Raw genomic sequence first — 20,987 nt, 5'->3', positions numbered from 1 at the left:
TTTCCGCCCATTGGATTGCGCTGGACCACTTGGCTCTATAGCCAGTTATTACATATGCGTAAGGAGCATAGATGTTCAAGACTGCGGACGAAGTCCTCAAGTTCATCAAAGATGAAGACATTCGGTTTATCGATATCCGCTTCACCGACCTCCCGGGCGTTCAGCAGCACTTCAACGTGCCCGCCAAGAGCGTGGACGCCGACTTCTTCGTCAACGGCCAGCTCTTCGATGGTTCCTCCATCCGCGGCTTCCAGGGCATCGCCGAGTCTGACATGCAGCTCATCCCGGACGTCACCACCGCGTTCCTGGACACGTTCCGCATGGAGAAGACCCTTGCGCTGAACTTCTCCATCGTGAACCCCCGCACGGGCGACCCCTACCACCGCGACCCGCGCGGGGTGGCAGAGAAGGCTGAAGCCTACCTCGCCTCCACCGGCATCGCCGACACCGCGTTCTTCGCTCCCGAAGCCGAGTTCTTCGTGTTCGACAACGTCCAGTACCAGTCCTCCCCCGAGGGCAGCTTCTACAAGATCGACTCCGAAGAAGCACACTGGAACACCGGCCGCGAGGAAGAAGGCGGCAACCTGGGCTACAAGACCCCCATCAAGGGCGGTTACTTCCCGGTTTCCCCGACCGACAAGCAGGCCGACCTGCGCGACGCCATGTGTGTTGCCCTGGACGAAGCCGGCCTCGAGGTCGAGCGCAGCCACCACGAAGTTGGCTCCGCCGGCCAGGCCGAGATCAACTACAAGTTCACCACGCTGACCCACGCGGCTGATGATCTGCAGAAGTTCAAGTACGTCATCAAGAACACCGCCGACGCCTGGGGCAAGTCCGTCACCTTCATGCCGAAGCCGGTCTTCGGTGACAACGGCTCGGGCATGCACTGCCACCAGTCGCTGTGGAGCAATGGCGATCCCCTGTTCTACGACGAGAAGGGCTACGCCGGCCTGTCCGACACCGCACGCTGGTACATCGGCGGCCTGCTGAAGCACGCCGACGCCGTCCTCGCGTTCACCAACCCGACGGTCAACTCCTACCGCCGCCTGGTCAAGGGCTTCGAAGCCCCGGTCAACATGGTCTACTCGCAGGGCAACCGCTCCGCCGGTATCCGTATCCCGATCACGGGCTCCAACCCGAAGGCCAAGCGCATCGAGTTCCGCGCCCCGGACCCCTCCTCCAACCCGTACCTGGCCTTCGCTGCCCAGCTGATGGCCGGCATCGACGGCATCCGCAACCGCATCGAGCCCCCGGCTCCGATCGACAAGGACCTCTACGAGCTCCCCGCCGAGGAAGCCAAGGACATCCCCAAGGCTCCGGGCACCCTGGAGGAAGCTCTGCAGGCACTGGCCGAGGACAACGAGTTCCTGCAGGCCGGCGGCGTGTTCACCCAGGACCTGATCGACACCTGGATCGAGTACAAGTACGAGAACGAGATCCGCCCGCTGTCCCTGCGCCCGAACCCCTACGAGTTCGAGCTCTACTACGGCGTCTAGTCTGACGAGTTTGACCCCAGGGCGACACCCCCTGACACCGCCAAGGGCGGCCACCGGTTACTGACCGGTGGCCGCCCTTGGCCGTTTCCGGCCACGTACCCGTTTCCGGTCACGCACCGTTCCCGGTCAGGTACCGGCGCAGGGTTCCTCCGCGTACCGTCCCCACAACGAGTCTGCACCCGTGCCCCCGAAGGCTTCCCGGTCATCCCGCAGCGCGCGGCACAGAATGAGGGAGTCCGCGAAGCTCCGCCGGATGTACGCTTCCCAGTCCGCCCGTTCGGAGGTGAAGGCCTGCGTTCCCATCTGGTACTTCAGGTGAGCGAAGTGGTCCAGGATCCGGTGGGCCGTCGCTTCGGCCCGGCCCGCCAGCTGCTGTGCCGCCCGCTTCGCCGCGGGATCCGCGACCGCTGCGGCGTCCGGCAGTTCCTGACGGCGCCAGAAGTACGGCTGCAGGTCAACATTGTCCACGAAGATCCTGTCGATCTCCTGCTGCTGGGCATAGAGGGAGGACGCCGTGCTGCTTTCCAAAGTGCTCCTGATCCCGGCATACTGGTACGCCGCCGCAACGAGCGTCGCGGCCACCCCCGCCCCGATGAGCAGCAGCTCGGCCCTCCTGAGCCTCCTGGCACGGCCGCCCTTGGCTCGCGCCCGGGCATGGTCGGCGTCCTGCCGTGCCAGATCCTGCCGCTGCCGGGGCGCCGGAAGCTGGCCCCCGACGTGCTGAGACCGGGAGCCAGCCTGTTCCGGCGAGTGCCTCCGAGACGAAGACCCTTTCAAGCCTTCCCCCCAACAAGGTTTGAAGTGCACTGCCAAGACACAGCGTAGGCACGCACCCGTGCCGGCGCAACGGTCCGGCGGTGTTTCGGTGCGGGACCAGCGCTCAGAAGGCTGCGTACATGGTCCGCTGCGGGGCGGCCTCGCGGCCCAGATAGACGCCTTTGTCCGCAAAACCCGCCTTCAGGTAAGCTCCCTGCCCGGCTGGGTTGTGTTCGTTGACTGAAAGCACGACGCCGGCCTGGCCGCCTCCCAGCCTGGCCGTAAGTTTGGCGGCGGTCGCCACAGCCGCTGCGGCTGCCGCCTGGCCCAGGCCCTGGCCCTGCCGCCGCCTGTCGATCAGGAACCCTCGAAGCAGCCAGGCGGAGTCGTCGTCGGGCCAGCCCGCCAGCCCGGCCGCCCCCGACTGCAGCGTCAGCACCCCGGCAGCCCGGCCGCCAGCTTCGATGACATAGGGCCTGCGGGACCCGTCCTCGAGCCCGGCCAACATCATGCGCAGGGGGTCGCCGACAAACTCCTGCTGGCCCGGGGCGAGTTCCAGTTCCGCCACCGCACCCAGTTGGATGGCCCGGGCATCGGCATCCAGATCCCGCAACGGAATGAGCCATACGTCCGGCCTCATGGTCCGTCAGGAAGCAGGTGCCGCCCCGTCGGCGGGCGGACCCGCCGGATCCATCCAGATGGCCTCCCACAGGTGCCCGTCCGGATCCTGGAAGCTGTGACTGTACATGAAGCCGTAATCCTGCACCGGCTGGGACTCGGATCCGCCGGCGGCCAGGGCCTTGCCCACCATCTGGTCCACTTCTTCCCGGCTATCCACCGAGAAGGCCATGATGGCCTCGGTGGCCGAGGTTGCGTCCACGATCTCTTTGGCGGTGAACGTCTTGAAGAACTTCTCCACGAGGAGCATGACGAAGGCGTCGTCGTTGATCACCATGCAGGTGGCGTTCTCATCCGTGTAGTCCTGGTTGAACTTGAAACCCAGCGCAGTGAAGAACTGCACGGACCGCTCGAGGTCCCGGACAGGCAGGTTCATGAAGATTTGGGTAGCCATGCGCCCAAACCTAGCACCGGTTCAGTGGCCGTAGAAGACTTTCTCAAACACCGCACGGGCCCGTCTGCTCACCCGCAGGTAGTCCTCCTCGAACGCTGTGGCCATCCCTTCCTCGTAGCCGCACCATCTGGCCACGGCCTCCAGGTCGCGCCGGGAGGAGGGCAGCAGATCCGACGCGCGGCCCGTCCAGATCACGTTCGCGGAACGGATCCGGCTGGCGAGCTGCCAGGCGTCGGCCAGCAGGCCGGCGTCTTCCTTGTCCAGCAGCCCCAGCGAGGCCGCCGCCTGCAGGGCCTTCAGGGTGGACGTGGTGCGCAGTTCGGGGTGGCTTCCGGCGTGCCGGAGCTGCAGCAGCTGGACAAGCCATTCCACGTCGCTCAGCCCGCCGCGTCCCAGCTTGAGGTGCCTGGCAGGGTCAGCGCCGCGGGGCAACCGTTCGGATTCCACCCGCGCTTTGATGCGGCGTATCTCCCGGACGTCCGCGTCGGAGACCGCGGCCGGGTAGCGGAGGGGATCAATCAGCTTCACGAAGTCCGCCGCGAGCCCGTCGTCACCGGCGATCGGCCGGGCACGGAGCAGTGCCTGCGCCTCCCAGATGAGCGACCAGCGGCGGTAGTACTCGCCGTAGGACTCCAGGGACCGCACCATGGCCCCGTTCTTGCCCTCGGGACGAAGATCGGCGTCGACGGCGAGGACCCGCTCGGCCATGATCGCCGGTTTGAGCGGCTGCGTCAGAAGGCTGGAAAGATGGCCCACGATCTTCGCGGCCTGCTGCTGTGCTTCATCGTCCGAGGCTCCGGGCAGCGCCCGGTGGACGTACAGGACGTCGGCGTCGGACCCGTAGCCGATTTCCAGCCCGCCCTGCCGGCCCATGGCCACCACCAGCACAGCTGTCTTCAGCGGACCAGTGGCGGAGACAATGTTTTCCGCGACCCGCAGGGCACCGAGGATGGCGGCCCGGTCCGTCTCTGCCAGCGCCTCCCCCACCTGGTCCTGGCCGAGCAGGCCGGCGCTGTCCGCGATAGCGATCCGCAGGATTTCACGCCGGCGGATGAGCCGGATGAGGCGCATGGCGCTTTCCGGGTCCGAGTGCCGGGACATTTTGGAGGTGATTTCCTGCCACTGCGCCTCAAAGCTGAGTGGCGCCAGTTCCTTGTCCGTCCCCAGCCAGGACACCGATTCCGGCGACACTTCCAGGAGGTCGGCGATGAGGCGGGAGTTGGACAGCATGTGGCACAGCCGCTCGGCCGCCGCGGCAGAATCGCGGAGCATACCGAGGTACCAGTGCGTGGTGCCGAGCGACTCGCTGATCCTGCGGAAGGCAAGCAGCCCGGCGTCAGGGTCCACGCCTTCTGCCAGCCAGCCCAGGAGGATGGGCAGCAGCTGCCGCTGCAGGGCCGCGCGCCGGCTGACCCCGGCCGTCAGTGCCTCAATGTGGCGGAGTGCGCCCTGGGGGTCCCGGTAACCGAGCGCCGCGAGCCTGCCCTGTGCCGCCTCCGGCGTCAGGCGCGCTTCCTCGCTGCTCAGCTTGGCAGCCGTGTTCAGGAGCGGACGGTAGAAGATCCGGTCGTGGAGTTCCCGGACCGAGCGTTTTGTCCGTTGCCACGCTGCCAGCAGGGCGTCAGGGTGCGGCCGGTCCGTGGAGAAGGGCCCGAGCACCGCCTTGGCCAGCGTGCGGAGGGGCTCCTCCTTGACCGGCATGAGGTGCGTGCGGCGCAGCTGGAACAGCTGGATGCGGTGTTCGAGCAGGCGCAGGTACCGGTAGGCGTGGTCGAAGGCCGCTGCGTCCGCCCGGCCGATGTAGCCCCCGGTCGACAATGCGGCGATGGCCGACGTCGTGTCGCGGCGCCGGAGGGACTCATCCGACTTGCCGTGGACGAGCTGGAGGAGCTGGACGGTGAATTCGACGTCGCGCAGCCCGCCGCGGCCCAGCTTGATCTGCCGCTGTTCCTCGGCTGGCGGGATGTGTTCGGTGACCCGGCGGCGCATGGCCTGCACGGATTCAACGAATCCGTCGCGGTTCGCCGAGGTCCACACGAGCGGCGATACGGCCTCCTCGTAGCGGGCGCCGAGCTCGGCGTCGCCAGCGATGGTCCGCGCCTTCAGGAGCGCCTGGAATTCCCAGCTCTCCGCCCAGCGGGCGTAGTAGCTCTGGTGCGAAGCCAGTGTCCGGACCAGCGGCCCGGACTTTCCTTCCGGGCGGAGGTTGGCGTCAACTTCCCACAGCCCGGGTTCGCGGGCCGGGGAGGATATGGCACGCGAGATGCCGGACGCCAGCGCCGTGCCGATGGTGCTGGCCCGGGCGTCGTCCAGCCCGCCGGACTCCACCACGTAGATGACATCGACGTCGGAGATGTAGTTCAGTTCTCGGGCTCCGCACTTGCCCATCCCGATTACTGACAGCGCGACGTCGGCGACCTCCCCGGCGTCGAACTTTCCCGCTGCTTCGGCGCGGGAGACCGCAAGGGCGGCCTCGATGGCCGCTCCTGCCAGATCCGCGAGTTCGGCTCCGACGGCGGGCATGAAGTCCAGCGGGTCTGCGGCGCACAGGTCCTTGACGGCGAGGTCCACCACGCCCCTGCGGTAGGCGGTGCGCAGTGCCACGTAAGCCTCCGGGCCCGAGATGCCCGCCACCGGCCGGGCCGCGGTGGGGTCGGCGCGTACCGACCTGAGCAGCTGGGCACGCAGCTCCGCCGGATCGGCCTGGAGCGGTTCCGGGCTTGCGGTCACGCTGAACGCATCGAGGTGCTCCGGGTGCCGGATAAGAAATTCGCCAAGCGCCTCGCTGGCGCCCAGGACCCGGTAGAGCGGTTCGCTCACCTCCGTGTCCGCCGCTGCCAGCTTCCGCAGGTCCGGGTGCTTCTCGATCAGCCGGACCAGGGACTGCAGCGCGGCGTCCGGGTTCGCCGCCAGCTGCAGGCCGGCAAACAGGATGTCCTGGTCAATGCCCTCCAGCTCGGGGGCGGCAAGGAACCGTTCGCCCTTCTCGAGGTCGCTGAAGCCGGCGGTAATGAGCCGGCGGGCCAAGCTCATCGCAGCCGCCTAGAGGATGGCGAGGTTGCGCTGCAGCTCATAGGGGGTCACCTGCAGGCGGTAGTCCTGCCACTCCGCCCGCTTGTTGCGCAGGAAGTGCTCGAAGACCTGCTCGCCCAGGATCTGCGGCATCAGTTCCGAGTCCTCCATGGCACGGATGGCGTCATGCAGGCTGGCGGGAAGGGGGTCGTGGCCCATCGCCCGGCGCTCGGCGGAGCTCAGCGACCAGATGTCGTCCTCGGCCGCGGCGGGCAGTTCGTAGCCTCCCTCGATGCCCTTCAGCCCCGCGCCCAGGAGCACGGCGTAGGCAAGGTAGGGGTTGGCGGCCGAGTCGATGCCGCGGTATTCGATCCGGGCTGACTGCCCCTTGCCCGGCTTGTACAGCGGGACGCGGACCAGGGCGGAGCGGTTGTTGTGCCCCCAGCTCAGGTAGCTGGGCGCCTCTCCCCCGCCCCAGAGGCGCTTGTAGGAATTCACGAACTGGTTGGTGACCGCGGTGAGTTCGGGGGCGTGCTTGAGGATGCCGGCAATGAACTGGCGCGCCGTCTTGGAGAGCTGGAACTCCGCACCTGCCTCGAAGAAGGCGTTGGTGTCACCCTCGAAGAGCGAGAAGTGCGTGTGCATACCAGAACCCGGGTGGGCCGTGAAGGGCTTGGGCATGAAGGTGGCGTAGGTGCCCTGCTGCAGCGCGACCTCTTTGATGACGGTCCGGAAGGTCATGATGTTGTCCGCCGTCTGCAGGGCGTCGGCGTAGCGCAGGTCGATTTCGTTCTGGCCCGGGCCGGCCTCGTGGTGGCTGAACTCCACGGAGATGCCCACAGATTCCAGCATGGTCACGGCGGTGCGGCGGAAGTCCTGGGCCACGCCGCCGGGGACGTGGTCAAAGTAGCCGCCCTCGTCCACCGGAATGGGTGAACCGTCGGGCCCCGGTTCCTGCGACTTGAGCAGGTAGAACTCGATCTCGGGGTGCGTGTAGCACGTGAACCCCATGTCGGCTGCCTTGGCCAGGGTGCGCTTGAGGACGTTGCGCGGATCCGCAGCCGAGGGCTCGCCGTCGGGAGTAAGGATGTCGCAGAACATGCGGGACGTCTGCTCGGTCTCACCGCGCCACGGAAGGATCTGGAAGGTGGACGGGTCGGGCTGGGCCAGCATGTCCGATTCGAAGACGCGCGCGAGGCCCTCGATGGCCGAGCCGTCGAAGCCCAGGCCCTCGTCGAACGCGCCTTCGACCTCGGCAGGAGCCAGGGCCACCGACTTGAGCGAGCCCACGACGTCGGTGAACCACAGGCGCACGAAGCGTACGTCGCGCTCTTCGATCGTGCGCAGGACAAACTCTTGCTGGCGGTCCATGAAGGCCTCTTCTCCGGTCTACGTTCATGCCCCGGTCCGTCCACGACGGAGCAGCGGCAGCTCACGAATCACTTTACTAAGCATTTAGGCGTGATGCTGGCGGGGCTGCAGCGCGTAACACAGCGTTAACACTCAACCGGAGACCGGGCAGCACCGCGCGGTCAACCCGTTATGACGCGAATCACCGGTGGTCCGCTGCCCGCCGGTGGCTAGCACGGCGGGTCCCGGACTACGCTCTAGCCATGGCCTCAAGCAGCAGTCCCGATCCAAGCATGTCCGCTGAAGTACCTGCGCCTTACGGGAGCGGCCCCGCGGCAGCCGCAGCGCCGCCGTCGGAATCCGCACGGAAGCCGGTCTCCCGGATCCGCACGCACCACCTGCAGCAGGCCAAGACCAGCGGGGAACACTTCGCCATGCTCACGGCGTATGACCAGTACACGGCTGAGATCTTCGACCAGGCCGGCATTGAGGTCCTGCTGGTGGGCGACTCCGCGTCCAACAATGTCTTCGGCAACGAAACCAGCCTTCCCGTCACCGTCGATGAGCTGCTGCCGCTGTGCCGCGCAGTCGCGCGCTCAGCCAAGCGCGCCCTGGTGGTGGCGGATCTCCCCTTTGGCAGCTACGAGGTTTCGCCGCAGCAGGCAGTGGCCACGGGCGTGCGCTTCCTTAAGGAGGGCCTGGCGCACGCAGTGAAGATCGAGGGCGGCAAGTTCTACGCCGAAACCGTCAAAGCTATGGTCCAGGCCGGCATTCCCGTCATGGCCCACATTGGCTTCACGCCCCAGAGTGAGCACTCCCTGGGCGGCTACCGCGTGCAGGGCCGGGGCGATGACGCCGCGCGGCTGGTTGAGGACGCTGCGGCGCTGACCGACGCCGGTGCTTTCAGCGTGCTCATGGAAATGGTTCCCGCGGAGACGGCAAAGGCCGTGGACGCTGCCATTGCGGTGCCCACCATCGGCATCGGCGCAGGCAATGCCACCACGGGGCAGGTTCTGGTCTGGCAGGACATGGCCGGACTCCGCGGCGGCAGGATGGCAAAGTTCGTCAAGCAGTACGCGGACCTCCGGACCGTCCTGGGCGACGCGGCCAAGGCCTATGGCGAGGATGTCCGGTCGGGACAGTTCCCCGGACCGGAACACTCGTTTTAGGGGGCTTGGGCCGTTCCAGGGGGCTTGGGCGCCGGCGAAATCAGTCGTCGTCGCCCTTTTCCCAGGTTTCGTTGCGCGCCTTGACCTTCTCGAGGGCGTGTTCCGCCTCTTCCCGGGTCTTGTAGGGACCGATCAGCTGGGTCCAGTCCGACATCGCGTCTTCCTCCACCATGTGGGTCTTGACGTTGTACCAATACTCGGGCATCGGTGTTCCTCGCTTTCCGGGTTGGCAGCACACTGCCGCCGTGATCCACGTAACGTAGCCCGCAACGGAAGCCGCCGGGCGCATTAATTTACATGGCGTTCTGTGCTGCCTTATATGATCAATCTATGCCTTCCTTAGCCTCGACCGCACCCACCGGCACGCTTACCCCGGGAACCGTCAGCCCGCAGCGGGCCGTTCCCGCGTCGATCGCGAGGCCCGAGTATGTCGGCAAGCCAGGTCCGGCCAAATTCACGGGGTCAGAGGTCAAGTCATCGGAAACCATCGAGAAGATCCGGGTGGCCAGCAGGATCGCCGCCCAGGCCATCGTGGAGGTGGGCAAGCACATCCGGCCAGGCATCACCACCGACGAGCTGGACCGCATCGGCCACGAGTTCCTGCTGGCGCACAACGCCTACCCGTCCACACTGGGGTACCGCGGTTTCCCCAAGTCGCTGTGCTCGTCGCTCAATGAGGTCATTTGCCACGGCATCCCGGACAGCACGGTGGTGCAGGACGGCGACATCATCAACATCGACATCACCGCCTTCATCGGCGGGGTCCACGGCGACACCAACCACACGTTCCTCGTGGGAGAGGTGGACGAGGAGTCGCGGCTGCTGGTTGAGCGCACGAAGGAGTCCCTCAACCGGGCCATTAAGGCAGTTGCCCCGGGACGCGAGATCAACGTGATTGGCCGGGCCATCGAGTCCTACGCCAGGCGCTTCGGCTATGGCGTGGTCCGCGACTTCACCGGACACGGCGTGGGCGAAGCCTTCCACACCGGGCTGATCATCCCGCACTACGACGCCGCACCGGCCTACAACACCGTGATCGAGCCCGGCATGGTGTTCACCATCGAGCCCATGCTCACCCTCGGAACCATCGAGTGGGACATGTGGGCCGACGACTGGACCGTGGTCACCAAGGACCACAAGCGCACCGCGCAGTTCGAACACACACTCCTCGTCACCGAATCCGGTGCCGAAATCCTCACCCTTCCCTGACGCCAGGCAACCGCGCGTCATTCCGGCAAGTCACCCTTGCCCAGCCCGAGCCCCTACCCTGCCACGAACGGAATCCCATTGGCCAAGAAGGACGAAAAGACCCGCAAGAACGCCCCGCTGATCGGCATTGACATCGGCGGAACCGGAATCAAGGGCGGCATCGTCGACCTGAAGAAGGGCAAACTGATCGGCGACCGCTTCCGCCTGGCGACGCCGCAGCCGGCCACACCGGAAGCGGTGGTGGAGGTGGTGGCCAAGGTTGTCGAGGAACTCTCGGCACGCCCCGACGCGCCCGAGGCCGACAGCCCCGTCGGCGTGACCTTCCCCGGCATCATCCAGCACGGCGTGGTCCACTCTGCGGCCAACGTGGACAAGAGCTGGCTCAACACGGACATCGACGCGCTGCTCACGGCCCGCCTCGGCCGCCCCGTGGAGGTCATCAACGACGCCGACGCGGCCGGCCTGGCGGAAGCCCGATACGGTGCAGGCGCCGGAATCGGCGGCACCGTCCTGGTCATCACGCTCGGCACCGGCATCGGGTCCGCGTTCATCTTCAACGGCCACCTGGTGCCGAACGCCGAACTCGGCCACCTGGAGATCGACGGCTTCGACGCCGAAAGCAAGGCGTCCGCGGTGGCCCGCGAACGGGACGGCCTCAGCTGGGAGGAGTACAGCGTGCTGCTGCAGCGCTACTTCTCCCACGTCGAGTTCCTGTTCTCCCCCGAGCTCTTCATCGTCGGCGGCGGCATCTCCAAGCGCGCAGACGAATACCTGCCGCGCATGAAGCTGCGCACTCCGATCGTTCCCGCTGAGCTAAAGAACGAGGCCGGCATCGTTGGCGCTGCCCTGGAGATCGCCGTCAAGCACGACCTGGCGAAGTAGACCAGGGCGGGCAGCGGTAAGCGCGGCCCGCAGAAGCGCGTTGCCTGTATCAACACCGAAGGCGGCAGACCCTGTGTCTGCCGCCTTCGGTGTTCTACATAACGCTGATGTTTTCACTGGAGCCGGTGGCGGCTGCGGCTTCCCCTCCGCTGCCGCCACCGGAGACTTTAAAGCGTGCTCTTCGCGGTGTTCTTGGCCTCGGCGTTCTTGACCTCGGTGTTCTTAACCTCGGCGTTCTTGACCTCGGGACTCTTGCCTTCGGGAATCTTGCCTTCGGAGCCCGCGCCCTCCACGTTGCCTGTTGCTGCCTTGGCCTCGACGTCGGACTCGTGCCGGAGCAGCGCAATGGCGGATTCGAAATCCTCAAGTGATTCAAAGGCCTGATAAACACTGGCGAAACGGAGGTAGGCCACCTTGTCCAGCTTCTGCAGCGGCCCGAGGATGATCAGCCCAACCTCGTGGGCGTCGATTTCGGCCGCCCCGGAGGCCCGGATGTTCTCCTCGACTTCCTGCGCCAGCATCGCGAGGTCGTCTTCGCTGACTGGCCGGCCCTGGCAGGCCTTGCGCACACCGTTGATGACCTTGCTGCGGCTGAAGGGCTCACCCACGCCGGAGCGTTTGATCACGGACAGGCTGGTGGTTTCCACGGTGGTGAAGCGGCGCCCGCATTCGGGGCACTGCCGGCGGCGGCGGATGGCTGAACCGTCGTCGGCCATCCGGCTGTCCACCACGCGTGAGTCAGGGTTGCGGCAAAACGGACAGTACACGTTCCCCTCCCCTTCCTCCCCTTCACGGGGAGCCCTTATCAGGACGCCCATTACCGAAGCTTCTTCCGGCACCAGTCTATGGGCATATATAGCCGAATAACAAGCCTGTAATTACTACATGTAGTGGGTTGTCCCTACATGTAGTGGTCAGCTGCGCGCCTGGAACCGGACCGTGACCGCGTCGCCGTGAGCGGGGAGGTCCTCAGCGCCGGACAGGCTGACAATGTGACCACTGACCTGCCCCAGCGCAGCCTCCGAGTAGTTGATCACCTGGATGGCGCGCAGGAACGTGGTCACGTTCAGCCCGGACGAAAACGCCGCGGTACCGCTCGTGGGTAGCACGTGGTTGGAGCCGGCGCAGTAGTCGCCAAGGCTGACCGGGCTGTAGTCGCCGACGAAAATGGCACCCGCATTCCGGATCCGCGCCGCCACGGCGGGGGCGTCCACGGTCATGATTTCCAGGTGCTCGGCCGCGTAGGCGTCGCACGCTGCGATCCCCTGGTCGAGTCCGTCAACCAGCACGACGCCGGACTGCGGGCCGGAAAGTGCCTCGCGGACACGCTGGCTGTGCTTGGTGGATGCAGCCTGCAGTTCCAGCTCCTCACGGACTTGCGCGGCCAGCTCGACAGAATCCGTAATCAGGACGGAGGCGGCCTTCGGGTCGTGCTCGGCCTGGCTGATCAGGTCGGCGGCGACGAAGGCCGGGCGGGCCGAGGAGTCCGCGAGGATGGCAATTTCCGTGGTGCCCGCCTCGGAATCGATTCCCACCACGCCCTTGACGAGTCGCTTGGCCGTGGCCACGAAGATGTTCCCGGGCCCGGTCACGACGTCGACAGGTTCGAGTGCGGGAGTCCCTGATGCGCCGGGCACGCCGTAGGCGAAGGCGGCGATCGCCTGGGCACCGCCGATCGCATAGACCTCGTCAATGCCGAGCAGCGCCGCAGCGGCCAGGATGGTGGGGTGCGGGAGGCCGCGAAAGTCCTTCTGCGGCGGCGAGGCGAGTGCGATCGATTCCACCCCGGCAGCCAGCGCCGGAACCACATTCATGATCACCGACGACGGGTAGACCGCCAGGCCGCCCGGAACGTAGAGGCCGACGCGTGCCACGGGCACCCACTTCTGGCTCACCACTGCGCCGTCGCCCAGGGAGATATCGACGTCGGCCGGGCGCTGGCCGTCCGCAAACCGGCGTGCACGGCTGATGGACTCCTCAAGCGCCGAACGCACGGCAGGGTCCAGGCCGTCCAGCGCTGACTGCAGCGCATCGCCCGGAACCCGCGGATGCGTCTGCTCGACGCCGTCGAACGTCCGGGCGAAGTCAGCAAGGGCGGCAAAGCCGCGCTGGCGGACGTCCGTGATGATGTCGGTGACCTTCTGCTCCGCGTCTGCGACTGTCTGCTGCCGTGCCCGCGGCACCGCCTCGCGGAGTTCGGCCAGGCTGAGACTGCGGCCGCGCAGGTCAACGGTGCGGAAATCGACGACGGGGGCATTCGGGCGTGCCTGGCTGTTTACGTTCGTGGAGCTGTCCGGAGAAGTGGTCACCCGTTCATTTTACGCGCCGCGGCCCCGCGCCCCGACGAGTGTTACTGCCACGTTCGGCCGTCGGCGGTGTCGCCGTCGGGGTCCTGGTCCACGGAGGCGCGGAGGAAGCTGATGATGCGCAGGACGAAGAAGCCGGCGGCGACGGCCGCGGGCCAGAGGACAAGGACAGTCAGGGACCGGAGTGAGAAGGCCACACTGGCGTTGGCCGATGTGTCCTGCGGGCTTCCCAGCCAGAGGCCCGCCAGCACGCCGGTCTGCCACGCCAGGACGGCTGCCGCTGCGCTTGCCGCAACCGAAAGCAGAAGGAACCGCCGCGTCCCGCCGTCGCGGCGGCCGGACAACAGCACAGCCACCAGGCAGCCCGCGAACACAAACAGTCCTGCCAGGACCAGGTCCCGGGGCAGCCAGCCCTGGCTGTTGGTTCCGGACGACAGCGCGGAGTTTCCCGATATGAGGTTTTGCCCGCCCGGGGCCAGGAGCCACCAGAGGAGCCCGGCGGGGATGCCGGCACCGACGATTCCGGCCGCCCACGCGTAGCCCCTGCCGGGTCGCCGTCGCGCGCCGTGGGCCTCGTGGGAGGAGCGGACCGGAGGGACGGGTGCAGGGTGGGTCATGAAGAAACGCTAACAAATGTTATTTGGCAAATGTTGGCCGGCATTCCGCGCCGCGTGTCTGCCCGTCAAGGGAATCTCCCATCCGCCCGGAAGCCCCATAGTCTTGTACTAGAGACTCAATCGGCACGGATGCAGTAGGGAGATCGATTCCAGTGACCTCAGATGATGTCGCCTTCGAGGGCACGTTCAAAGAGATGTTCCGCCGGCACGCTGCGGGCGTGGCCATCATCACCGTGAACTACGACGGCGTCCCCTACGGATTCACGGCAACCTCCGTTGCCTCGCTTTCAGCCAAACCGCCGCGCTTCACCTTCAACATGGCGCGCAGTTCCAGCTCGTGGCCGGCCGTGGCCAACACCACGTACATCGGCGTGCACATGCTCGGGCTGGAGAACCAGGAACTGGCCGACCGGTTCGCGCGCACCAAGGAACGCTTCGCCGGGGACCACTGGGCCCACGGACCCCATGACGTGCCGGTGCTCAAGGACGTTGCCGGCTGGCTCATCGGCAAGATCCAGATGCGCCTGTCATTTGAGAACAACGCCGTCGTGGTGGTCGAAGTGGTGGAGGGGCAGGTTGGCGAAGACGGCACCCCGCTGCTGTACCACTCCGGAACCTACGGGCAGCCGGTTCCGCTGGACTACGAAATCTGACCTGCACCGAAATCTGACCTACACCGGAGTCCGGTGCAGGCAACAGCGAGGTCCGGGACAGCTACGCGTCCAGGCAGGCCGGTCCCAGCAGCACCTTCAGGTCCCCGAACAGCGACGGGTTGGGGTTCACCCGCAGGTGCACGGGAAGCGCCATGACCTCGATGCGGCTGTCGCCCTGCAGGTTCACCCGGACCTCGGAGTTGCCCCGGTGGTTGCGCAGCACGTCCCCCAGTTCCGTGACCACGGCTTCGGTGGCCTTGTGCGTCTGCATGGTGATCACCAGCGGCCCGTTGGTGCCCTGGCTGAGGTCCGGAACGGAGAGCTCCATGCAGTTCAGGGTCACGGCACCGTCGTCGCGCCGCTGCAGCCGGCCCTTGACCACCACGATCAGGTCCTCGGCGAGAACCGAGGCAATCGGCCCGTAGACCTGGCCGAAGAACATGACTTCCATGGAACCGCCGAGGTCCTCGATCTCCGCCCGGGCATAGGCGTTGCCGCTGGCCTTCGCGATCCGGCGGCTCAGCGAGGTGATCATGCCCGCGATGGTGATGATGGCGCCGTCGTGCGGCCCGTCCTCCGCGATGATGGAGGTGATGGACTGGTCGGCGTGCTGGCTCAGGACCCCTTCCAGGCCCTGCAGTGGGTGGTCTGAGACGTACAGGCCCAGCATGTCCCGCTCGAACGCGAGCTTGTCCTTCTTCTCCCATTCCGGCAGGTCGGGAATCTCGATGCTGAGCGACGCTTCGGACTCGGCCTCATCGAAACCGGCGAAGAGATCGAACTGGCCGATCGCCTCGTTTCGCTTAAGGGTGATGACGGAGTCGATGGCTTCTTCGTGGATCATGGCTAGGGCGCGGCGGTGGTGGCCCAGCGAGTCGAAGGCTCCGGCCTTGATCAGGGATTCGATGGTGCGCTTGTTGCACACCACGGCGGGCACCTTCATGAGGTAATCCTTGAACGAGGTGTACGCGCCCTCGCTCGCGCGGGCCGCCACCATGGCCTCGACTGCGTTGACGCCGACGTTGCGGATGGCGCCCATGCCGAAGCGGATGTCATTGCCGACCGGGGTGAAGTTCAGCGCCGACTCGTTGACGTCCGGCGGCAGTACGGTGATGCCCATGCGCCGGCATTCGTTGAGGTAGATCGCCGACTTGTCCTTGTCGTCGCCAACCGAGGTCAGGAGGGCGGCCATGTACTCCGGCGCATAGTGCGCCTTCAAGTACGCCGTCCAGTAGGAAATCACGCCGTACGCCGCCGAGTGGGCCTTGTTGAAGGCGTAGTCGGAGAAGGGCAGCAGGATGTCCCACAGGGTCTTGACGGCCTCCATGGAGTAGCCGTTGTCCTGCATGCCCTGCGAGAAGCCGGCGAACTGCTTGTCCAGCTCAGACTTCTTCTTCTTGCCCATGGCGCGGCGCAGGATGTCTGCCTGGCCCAGCGAATAGCCGGCCAGCTTCTGCGCCACGGCCATGACCTGTTCCTGGTACACGATCAGGCCGAACGTCCCGCCCAGGATCTCCTTCAGCGGTTCCTCGAGCTCCGGGTGGATCGGGATGACCTCCTGGATCTTGTTCTTGCGCAGGGCGTAGTCGGTGTGCGCGTTGGCGCCCATCGGTCCCGGCCGGTACAGCGCCAGGACGGCGGAGATGTCTTCGAAGTTGTCAGGCTTCATGAGTTTGAGCAGGGATCGCATGGGACCGCCGTCGAGCTGGAACACGCCCAGCGTGTCGCCGCGGGCCAGCAGCTCATAGGACGCCGCGTCATCCAGCTCCAGCGTTTCAAGGTCCAGGTCGACGCCGCGGTTCATCTTGATGTTTTCCAGGGCGTCCGAGATGATCGTCAGGTTTCGCAGGCCCAGGAAGTCCATCTTGATCAGGCCGAGGCCTTCGGACGTCGGATAGTCGAACTGCGTAATGACCTGGCCGTCCTGGAAACGGCGCATGATCGGAATGACGTCGATGATGGGGTCCGAGGACATGATCACGCCGGCCGCGTGCACGCCCCACTGCCGCTTAAGGCCCTCAATGCCAAGTGCGGTCTCGAAAACCTTGGCGGCCTCGGGATCCGTGCTGATCAGCTGCCGGAAGTCCCCCGCCTCGCTGTAGCGCTTGGCATCCTTGTTCTGGATGTCGGCCAGCGGGATGTCCTTCGCCATCACCGCAGGCGGCAGTGCCTTGGTCAGCTGCTCGCCCATGCTGAACGGATACCCGAGCACGCGGGAGGAGTCCTTCAGCGCCTGCTTGGTCTTGATGGTGCCGTAGGTGACGATCATGGCCACGCGCTCGTCACCGTACTTGCGCGTCACGTAGTCGATGACCTCGGAGCGTCGCCGGTCATCGAAGTCGACGTCGAAGTCAGGCATGGAAACGCGGTCCGGGTTGAGGAAGCGCTCGAAGATCAGGCCGTGGTGAAGCGGATCAAGGTCGGTGATGCGCATGGCGTAGGCCACCATGGAGCCGGCGCCCGAGCCACGTCCGGGACCGACGCGGATGCCGTTGTTCTTGGCCCAGTTGATGAAGTCGGCCACGACGAGGAAGTAGCCGGGGAAGCCCATCGAGGTGATGACTTCCAGCTCGTAGTCAGCCTGCTTGCGGACCTTGTCCGGAATGCCCTGGGGGTAGCGGTAGTGGAGTCCCTTGTCGACCTCCTTGACGAGCCAGGAGGTTTCGTCCTCGCCCTCGGGGCAAGGGAACCGGGGCATGTAATTGGCGCCTGTGTTGAAGGACACCTCGCACCGCTCGGCGATCAGCAGCGTGTTGTCGCACGCCTCGGGGTGGTCGCGGAACAGCTCGCGCATTTCCTGCGGCGACTTCAGGTAGTAGCCGCTTCCGGAGAACGCGAAACGGGAACCGCCGTTGTCGTAGGTGGGCTCGAGCAGCGTCGAGCCGGACTGGATCGCCAGCAGGGCCTCGTGCGCCTTGGCGTCGTGTTCATGCGTGTAGTGAAGGTCGTTGGTGGCAACGAGCGGGAGGTTCAGGTCCTTGGCCAGCCGCAGGAGATCGCCGGTGACGCGGCGTTCAATGTCCAGGCCGTGGTCCATGAGTTCGCAGAAGTAGTTCTCCGCACCAAAGATGTCACGGAATTCCGCAGCGGCTTCCAGGGCCTCGCGGTACTGGCCGAGCCGCAGCCGGGTCTGGACCTCGCCGGACGGGCAGCCGGTGGTGGCGATGAGCCCTTCGGAGTAGGTGTTCAGCAGCTCGCGGTCCAGCCGGGGCCACTTGCCGAACACCGAATCCAGGGAGGCGATCGAGGAGGCACGGAACAGGTTGCGCATGCCCACGTTGTTGTAGCTCAGCAGGGTCATGTGGGTGTACGAGCCACCACCGGAGACGTCGTCCTTGCGCTGGCTCTCGTCGCCCCAGCGGACCCGGCCCTTGTCGCCGCGCGCAGTCCCGGGAGTCACATACGCTTCGACGCCGATGATGGGTTTGATGCCCTTGTCGGTGGCCTTCCGCCAGAAGTCGAAGGCGCCGAAGAGGTAGCCGTGGTCGGTGGTCGCCAGGGCAGGCATGCCGAGCCGCTCGGTTTCCTCGAACAGCTCACCGAGCCTGGCGGCGCCGTCCAGCATCGAGTACTCGGTGTGGGTGTGGAGATGTACGAACGAGTCATTGCTGGAAGTCACCGGACCATTCTAGTGCCGACCCTCTGACAATCAGTGCCGGCGTGCCGCAGGCTCAGGCCTTGCCGGTGCCCAGGACTTCCAGGGCGTAGGCGAGGTCCTCGGGGTACTCGCTGGTCACGGTGACCCGTTCCCCGGTACGCGGGTGGTCAAAGCCCAGTTCACGGGCGTGCAGCCACTGCCGGGTGAGCCCGAGGGTAGCGGCGAGCCGCGGGTCGGCCCCGTAGGTGAGGTCACCGGCACACGGATGGCGGAGCGCGGCGAAATGGACCCTGATCTGGTGGGTCCTGCCGGTTTCCAGGTGCACCTCCACCAGGGTGGCCTTGCCGAACGCCTCGAGGACCTCGTAGTGCGTCACCGACGGCCGGCCGTCCTCGATGACGGCGAAGCGCCAGTCGTGGCCGGGATGGCGACCGATCGGGGCGTCGATGGTGCCCTGCAGGGGATCCGGCAGGCCCTGGACCACGGCGTGGTAGACCTTGTCCACGGTGCGTTCCTTGAAGGCCCGCTTGAGGGCGGTGTAGGCGGGTTCTGTCTTGGCCACCACCATGACCCCCGAGGTCCCGACGTCGAGGCGGTGGACGATGCCGGCACGCTCGGCGGAGCCCGACGTGGAAATGCGGTAGCCGGCCCCGGCCAGTCCGCCGACGACGGTGGGTCCTACCCAGCCCGGGGACGGGTGTGCCGCGACCCCTACCGGCTTGTCGACCACCACAAAGTCGTCGTCATCCAGCAGGATCTTCAGGCCTTCCACAACTTCCTCCACGACTTCAAGGGGATCCCGGCGCTCGGGGACCGTCACGTCCAGCACGGTGCCGGACGCGAGCTTGGCGGACTTCCCCACCGGTTTGCCGCCGCTGACCACGTTGCCTTCGGCTATCAGCGCCGCGGCGGACGAGCGGGACATGCCCATCAGCTTGGCCAGGCCAGCGTCCACGCGGGCCCCGTCCAGCTCCTCGGGGACCACCACGCGCTCAGACATTGTCGGTCCCGTCCCGCTTTTCGACGCTGTGGTGCGAACCGTCAAGGGCGATCCCCCGCAGGGTCAGCAGGCAGATGATGACCACCGAGGACACCACGGCCGAGTCGGCGATGTTAAAGATCGCAAAGTTGGGCAGCTGGATGAAGTCCACCACGTGCCCCATTCCGAATGACGGATCACGGAACAGCCGGTCCGTCAGGTTTCCCAGGGCGCCGCCGAACAGCAGGCCCAGCGCCAGTGCCCACCACGCGGATCCGAGCTTGCGCAGCTGGAACAGGATGGCGGCGGCGACCACCACCATGATGATCGTGAACACCCAGGTCACATTCTCGCCGATGGAGAAGGCCGCGCCGGAGTTCCGGATGTAGTACCAGTGCAGCAGCGGGGGCAGCACCGGAATGCGTTCACCCTCCACCATGGTGCTGGTCACCCACAGTTTGGTGAGCTGGTCGAAGACGTAGGCGAACACTGCCAGCCCCGCGAACAGGGACAGCAGGACGCCGCGCCGGGGCCGCGGTGATGATGAGGCTGGATGCGCTGCGTCAGCGGCAAGGTCGTCAGTCATGGTGCTTTCATTCGGGAACCGTCGTTAATGGCAAAAGCCGGTGGCCGAGGAATCCTCAGCCACCGGCCTTCAGAATACGTGCTAAACGGCGGCGCTGCTGCTTTCGCCGACCTCAGGGGCGGCAACGGAACCACGGGCGTCCAGGTCGCGCAGCTGGCCCTCGATGTAGGCCTTCAGGCGTGAACGGTAGTCGCGTTCGAAGCCGCGGAGCTGCTCCACCTTGCGCTCGAGAACGGAACGCTGCTGTTCGAGGGCGCCAAGGATCTTGCGGGACTTCTCCTGCGCGTCGTTGACCAGGCTGCTGGCTTCGATCTGTGCTTCAGCGATGATCTTGTCGCGCTGCTGCTGGCCCTCGGACACGTGACGGTCGTGCATCTGCTGCGCCATGGCCAGCAGGCCGGCAGCGGACTCGGAGACGTTGCTGCTGGTGACGGCGGGTGCCGGGGCTGCAACGGGGGCTGCCTGCTCGGCTGCCTTCTTCTTGGCAGCTTCGGCGGCCTTGGCTTCAGCTTCGGCCTTCGCGCGGGCTTCGTCCTTTTCGGACTTGGACGGCGCGGGGACCTTCTCAACAACAGGGGGGACGGCGGAGGTGGCAGCCGGCGATCCGGAGCCGCCTTCGGCGAGCTTCTTGCGAAGTTCTTCGTTCTCCTGGTTCAGGCGCCGCAGTTCGACGACGATCTCGTCCAGGAAGTCGTCAACTTCGTCCTGGTCATAGCCTTCGCGGAACTTGGTCGGCTGAAAGCGCTTGTTGACAACGTCTTCTGGCGTCAAAGCCATCTGGTCACCTCGTTGGTCTAGTTCGTCAGGAGGCCTTCCGGCCGTCAAAACTACGGTACCTAAATATGGTCTGGTTCCTCTAATTCAACACCGTGGCGTCAAAGAAAAGGCTTTCTGCGCTGGAGCAGCATCCATGCGGATCGGTTCCGGCGCGGCAAGCTGATATGAAGTTATGCAAATGACTTGGTGATCGCCATGGCAATGCTCAGGCCGATGAACAGCACCAGAAACCCGAGGTCCAGTGAGACGCCGCCCAGCCGCAGCGGCGGGATAAGGCGCCGAAGAACCTTCAGTGGCGGATCGGTCACCGAGTAGACCGCATGAGCCGCCACCAATGCTACCCCGCGCGGACGCCATTCCCGCGCGAACATCTGAACCCAGTCAAAGACGAGGCGGACAATCAAAGCGACGAAAATGAACAGCAGGACGATATAGACGAGCCCGAATAGTATTCCCATGAGCTAACCCATTGTCTCCATGTTCATCGCGGGCACCACGGTGCCCTGGGATACCGGCCAGGGGATT

General features: G+C 66.0%; 19 protein-coding genes. 5 read left to right on the top strand and 14 right to left on the bottom strand.

Annotation, left to right across the window (positions count from 1 at the left end; genetic code table 11):
• The first annotated feature begins 71 nt into the window (after positions 1–71).
• Positions 72–1,496 carry a type I glutamate--ammonia ligase gene (gene glnA, locus LFT45_RS09015; protein ID WP_111903635.1) on the top strand — a complete coding sequence of 475 codons (1,425 nt, stop codon included), beginning with the start codon at positions 72–74 and terminating at the stop codon, positions 1,494–1,496.
• A 126-nt stretch (positions 1,497–1,622) separates the two neighbouring features.
• Here glnA (LFT45_RS09015) and LFT45_RS09010 read toward each other — a convergent pair whose 3' ends face one another.
• The 5 genes from LFT45_RS09010 to glnA (LFT45_RS08990) form a co-directional block, all read right to left on the bottom strand.
• The gene (locus LFT45_RS09010; RefSeq protein ID WP_236808002.1) at positions 1,623–2,273 is read right to left on the bottom strand and encodes a hypothetical protein; all 651 of its coding nucleotides are present in this window, start codon (positions 2,271–2,273) and stop codon (positions 1,623–1,625) included.
• 103 nt (positions 2,274–2,376) lie between these two features.
• A complete protein-coding gene (locus tag LFT45_RS09005) occupies positions 2,377–2,892 on the bottom strand; it encodes a GNAT family N-acetyltransferase (RefSeq protein ID WP_236808001.1) in 516 nt (171 codons plus the stop codon).
• Positions 2,893–2,898: 6 nt separating this feature from the next.
• Positions 2,899–3,324 (bottom strand): VOC family protein, encoded by a 426-nt coding sequence (locus LFT45_RS09000; RefSeq protein ID WP_236808000.1) that lies wholly within the window; start codon positions 3,322–3,324, stop codon positions 2,899–2,901.
• Between the two features lie 21 nt (positions 3,325–3,345).
• Positions 3,346–6,357, bottom strand: a complete 3,012-nt coding sequence (locus tag LFT45_RS08995) for a bifunctional [glutamine synthetase] adenylyltransferase/[glutamine synthetase]-adenylyl-L-tyrosine phosphorylase (RefSeq protein ID WP_236807999.1) — start codon at positions 6,355–6,357, stop codon at positions 3,346–3,348.
• Positions 6,358–6,366: 9 nt separating this feature from the next.
• Positions 6,367–7,707, bottom strand: a complete 1,341-nt coding sequence (glnA, locus tag LFT45_RS08990; protein WP_236807998.1) for a type I glutamate--ammonia ligase — start codon at positions 7,705–7,707, stop codon at positions 6,367–6,369.
• Positions 7,708–7,949: 242 nt separating this feature from the next.
• On the opposite strand from glnA (LFT45_RS08990), the gene panB reads away from it, so the two are divergent.
• A complete protein-coding gene (gene panB / locus LFT45_RS08985) occupies positions 7,950–8,855 on the top strand; it encodes a 3-methyl-2-oxobutanoate hydroxymethyltransferase (protein ID WP_236807997.1) in 906 nt (301 codons plus the stop codon).
• Positions 8,856–8,895: 40 nt separating this feature from the next.
• Here panB and LFT45_RS08980 read toward each other — a convergent pair whose 3' ends face one another.
• The gene (locus tag LFT45_RS08980; protein ID WP_003801719.1) at positions 8,896–9,060 is read right to left on the bottom strand and encodes an SPOR domain-containing protein; all 165 of its coding nucleotides are present in this window, start codon (positions 9,058–9,060) and stop codon (positions 8,896–8,898) included.
• A 125-nt stretch (positions 9,061–9,185) separates the two neighbouring features.
• Between LFT45_RS08980 and map the strand changes: the two genes are divergently transcribed.
• Both map and ppgK read left to right on the top strand, forming a co-directional pair.
• On the top strand, positions 9,186–10,064 hold the full coding sequence (gene map, locus LFT45_RS08975) for a type I methionyl aminopeptidase (RefSeq protein WP_236807996.1): 879 nt from the start codon (positions 9,186–9,188) through the stop codon (positions 10,062–10,064).
• A gap of 78 nt (positions 10,065–10,142) precedes the next feature.
• Positions 10,143–10,946: a polyphosphate--glucose phosphotransferase gene (ppgK, locus tag LFT45_RS08970; protein ID WP_236807995.1), complete on the top strand. Its 804-nt coding sequence runs from the start codon at positions 10,143–10,145 to the stop codon at positions 10,944–10,946.
• A gap of 167 nt (positions 10,947–11,113) precedes the next feature.
• Here ppgK and nrdR read toward each other — a convergent pair whose 3' ends face one another.
• From nrdR to LFT45_RS08955, 3 genes are all read right to left on the bottom strand, one after another.
• Positions 11,114–11,713 (bottom strand): transcriptional regulator NrdR, encoded by a 600-nt coding sequence (gene nrdR, locus LFT45_RS08965; RefSeq protein WP_236807994.1) that lies wholly within the window; start codon positions 11,711–11,713, stop codon positions 11,114–11,116.
• A 147-nt stretch (positions 11,714–11,860) separates the two neighbouring features.
• Positions 11,861–13,255: a histidinol dehydrogenase gene (hisD, locus tag LFT45_RS08960; RefSeq protein WP_442863611.1), complete on the bottom strand. Its 1,395-nt coding sequence runs from the start codon at positions 13,253–13,255 to the stop codon at positions 11,861–11,863.
• Between the two features lie 41 nt (positions 13,256–13,296).
• On the bottom strand, positions 13,297–13,869 hold the full coding sequence (locus tag LFT45_RS08955) for a hypothetical protein (RefSeq protein ID WP_236807993.1): 573 nt from the start codon (positions 13,867–13,869) through the stop codon (positions 13,297–13,299).
• 194 nt (positions 13,870–14,063) lie between these two features.
• Between LFT45_RS08955 and LFT45_RS08950 the strand changes: the two genes are divergently transcribed.
• A complete protein-coding gene (locus LFT45_RS08950; RefSeq protein ID WP_214854164.1) occupies positions 14,064–14,522 on the top strand; it encodes a flavin reductase family protein in 459 nt (152 codons plus the stop codon).
• Positions 14,523–14,583: 61 nt separating this feature from the next.
• Here LFT45_RS08950 and dnaE read toward each other — a convergent pair whose 3' ends face one another.
• From dnaE to LFT45_RS08925, 5 genes are all read right to left on the bottom strand, one after another.
• Complete coding sequence (dnaE, locus tag LFT45_RS08945; protein ID WP_236807992.1) at positions 14,584–18,141, bottom strand: DNA polymerase III subunit alpha; 3,558 nt, start codon at positions 18,139–18,141, stop codon at positions 14,584–14,586.
• 52 nt (positions 18,142–18,193) lie between these two features.
• The gene (locus LFT45_RS08940) at positions 18,194–19,120 is read right to left on the bottom strand and encodes an RluA family pseudouridine synthase (protein ID WP_236807991.1); all 927 of its coding nucleotides are present in this window, start codon (positions 19,118–19,120) and stop codon (positions 18,194–18,196) included.
• A complete protein-coding gene (gene lspA / locus LFT45_RS08935; protein WP_236807990.1) occupies positions 19,113–19,685 on the bottom strand; it encodes a signal peptidase II in 573 nt (190 codons plus the stop codon). Before lspA ends, LFT45_RS08940 begins: the two co-directional genes overlap by 8 nt.
• A gap of 81 nt (positions 19,686–19,766) precedes the next feature.
• Entirely contained in the window at positions 19,767–20,462 is a 696-nt protein-coding gene (locus LFT45_RS08930; RefSeq protein WP_102973981.1) for a DivIVA domain-containing protein, read from the bottom strand.
• 170 nt (positions 20,463–20,632) lie between these two features.
• On the bottom strand, positions 20,633–20,920 hold the full coding sequence (locus LFT45_RS08925) for a YggT family protein (protein ID WP_102973980.1): 288 nt from the start codon (positions 20,918–20,920) through the stop codon (positions 20,633–20,635).
• Positions 20,921–20,987: the final 67 nt, after the last annotated feature.

Origin of the sequence: Arthrobacter sp. FW305-BF8 (assembly GCF_021789315.1) — a bacterium.
Classification (GTDB): Bacteria; Actinomycetota; Actinomycetes; order Actinomycetales; family Micrococcaceae; genus Arthrobacter.
The sequence above is the reverse complement of the archived record's forward strand: the minus strand, read 5'-3'. Positions and strand labels throughout refer to the sequence as shown.

What these genes read in the sequence shown, in the direction of transcription:
- glnA (WP_236807998.1), bottom strand. Translation starts at nt 7,707, where the DNA reads ATGGACCGCCAGCAAGAGTTTGTCCTGCGCACGATCGAAGAGCGCGAC.
- LFT45_RS09000 (WP_236808000.1), bottom strand. Translation starts at nt 3,324, where the DNA reads ATGGCTACCCAAATCTTCATGAACCTGCCTGTCCGGGACCTCGAGCGG.
- LFT45_RS09005 (WP_236808001.1), bottom strand. Translation starts at nt 2,892, where the DNA reads ATGAGGCCGGACGTATGGCTCATTCCGTTGCGGGATCTGGATGCCGAT.
- LFT45_RS08995 (WP_236807999.1), bottom strand. Translation starts at nt 6,357, where the DNA reads ATGAGCTTGGCCCGCCGGCTCATTACCGCCGGCTTCAGCGACCTCGAG.
- LFT45_RS08940 (WP_236807991.1), bottom strand. Translation starts at nt 19,120, where the DNA reads ATGTCTGAGCGCGTGGTGGTCCCCGAGGAGCTGGACGGGGCCCGCGTG.
- lspA (WP_236807990.1), bottom strand. Translation starts at nt 19,685, where the DNA reads ATGACTGACGACCTTGCCGCTGACGCAGCGCATCCAGCCTCATCATCA.
- map (WP_236807996.1), top strand. Translation starts at nt 9,186, where the DNA reads ATGCCTTCCTTAGCCTCGACCGCACCCACCGGCACGCTTACCCCGGGA.
- LFT45_RS08980 (WP_003801719.1), bottom strand. Translation starts at nt 9,060, where the DNA reads ATGCCCGAGTATTGGTACAACGTCAAGACCCACATGGTGGAGGAAGAC.
- LFT45_RS08950 (WP_214854164.1), top strand. Translation starts at nt 14,064, where the DNA reads ATGTTCCGCCGGCACGCTGCGGGCGTGGCCATCATCACCGTGAACTAC.
- glnA (WP_111903635.1), top strand. Translation starts at nt 72, where the DNA reads ATGTTCAAGACTGCGGACGAAGTCCTCAAGTTCATCAAAGATGAAGAC.
- LFT45_RS08925 (WP_102973980.1), bottom strand. Translation starts at nt 20,920, where the DNA reads ATGGGAATACTATTCGGGCTCGTCTATATCGTCCTGCTGTTCATTTTC.
- LFT45_RS08930 (WP_102973981.1), bottom strand. Translation starts at nt 20,462, where the DNA reads ATGGCTTTGACGCCAGAAGACGTTGTCAACAAGCGCTTTCAGCCGACC.
- panB (WP_236807997.1), top strand. Translation starts at nt 7,950, where the DNA reads ATGGCCTCAAGCAGCAGTCCCGATCCAAGCATGTCCGCTGAAGTACCT.
- LFT45_RS08955 (WP_236807993.1), bottom strand. Translation starts at nt 13,869, where the DNA reads ATGACCCACCCTGCACCCGTCCCTCCGGTCCGCTCCTCCCACGAGGCC.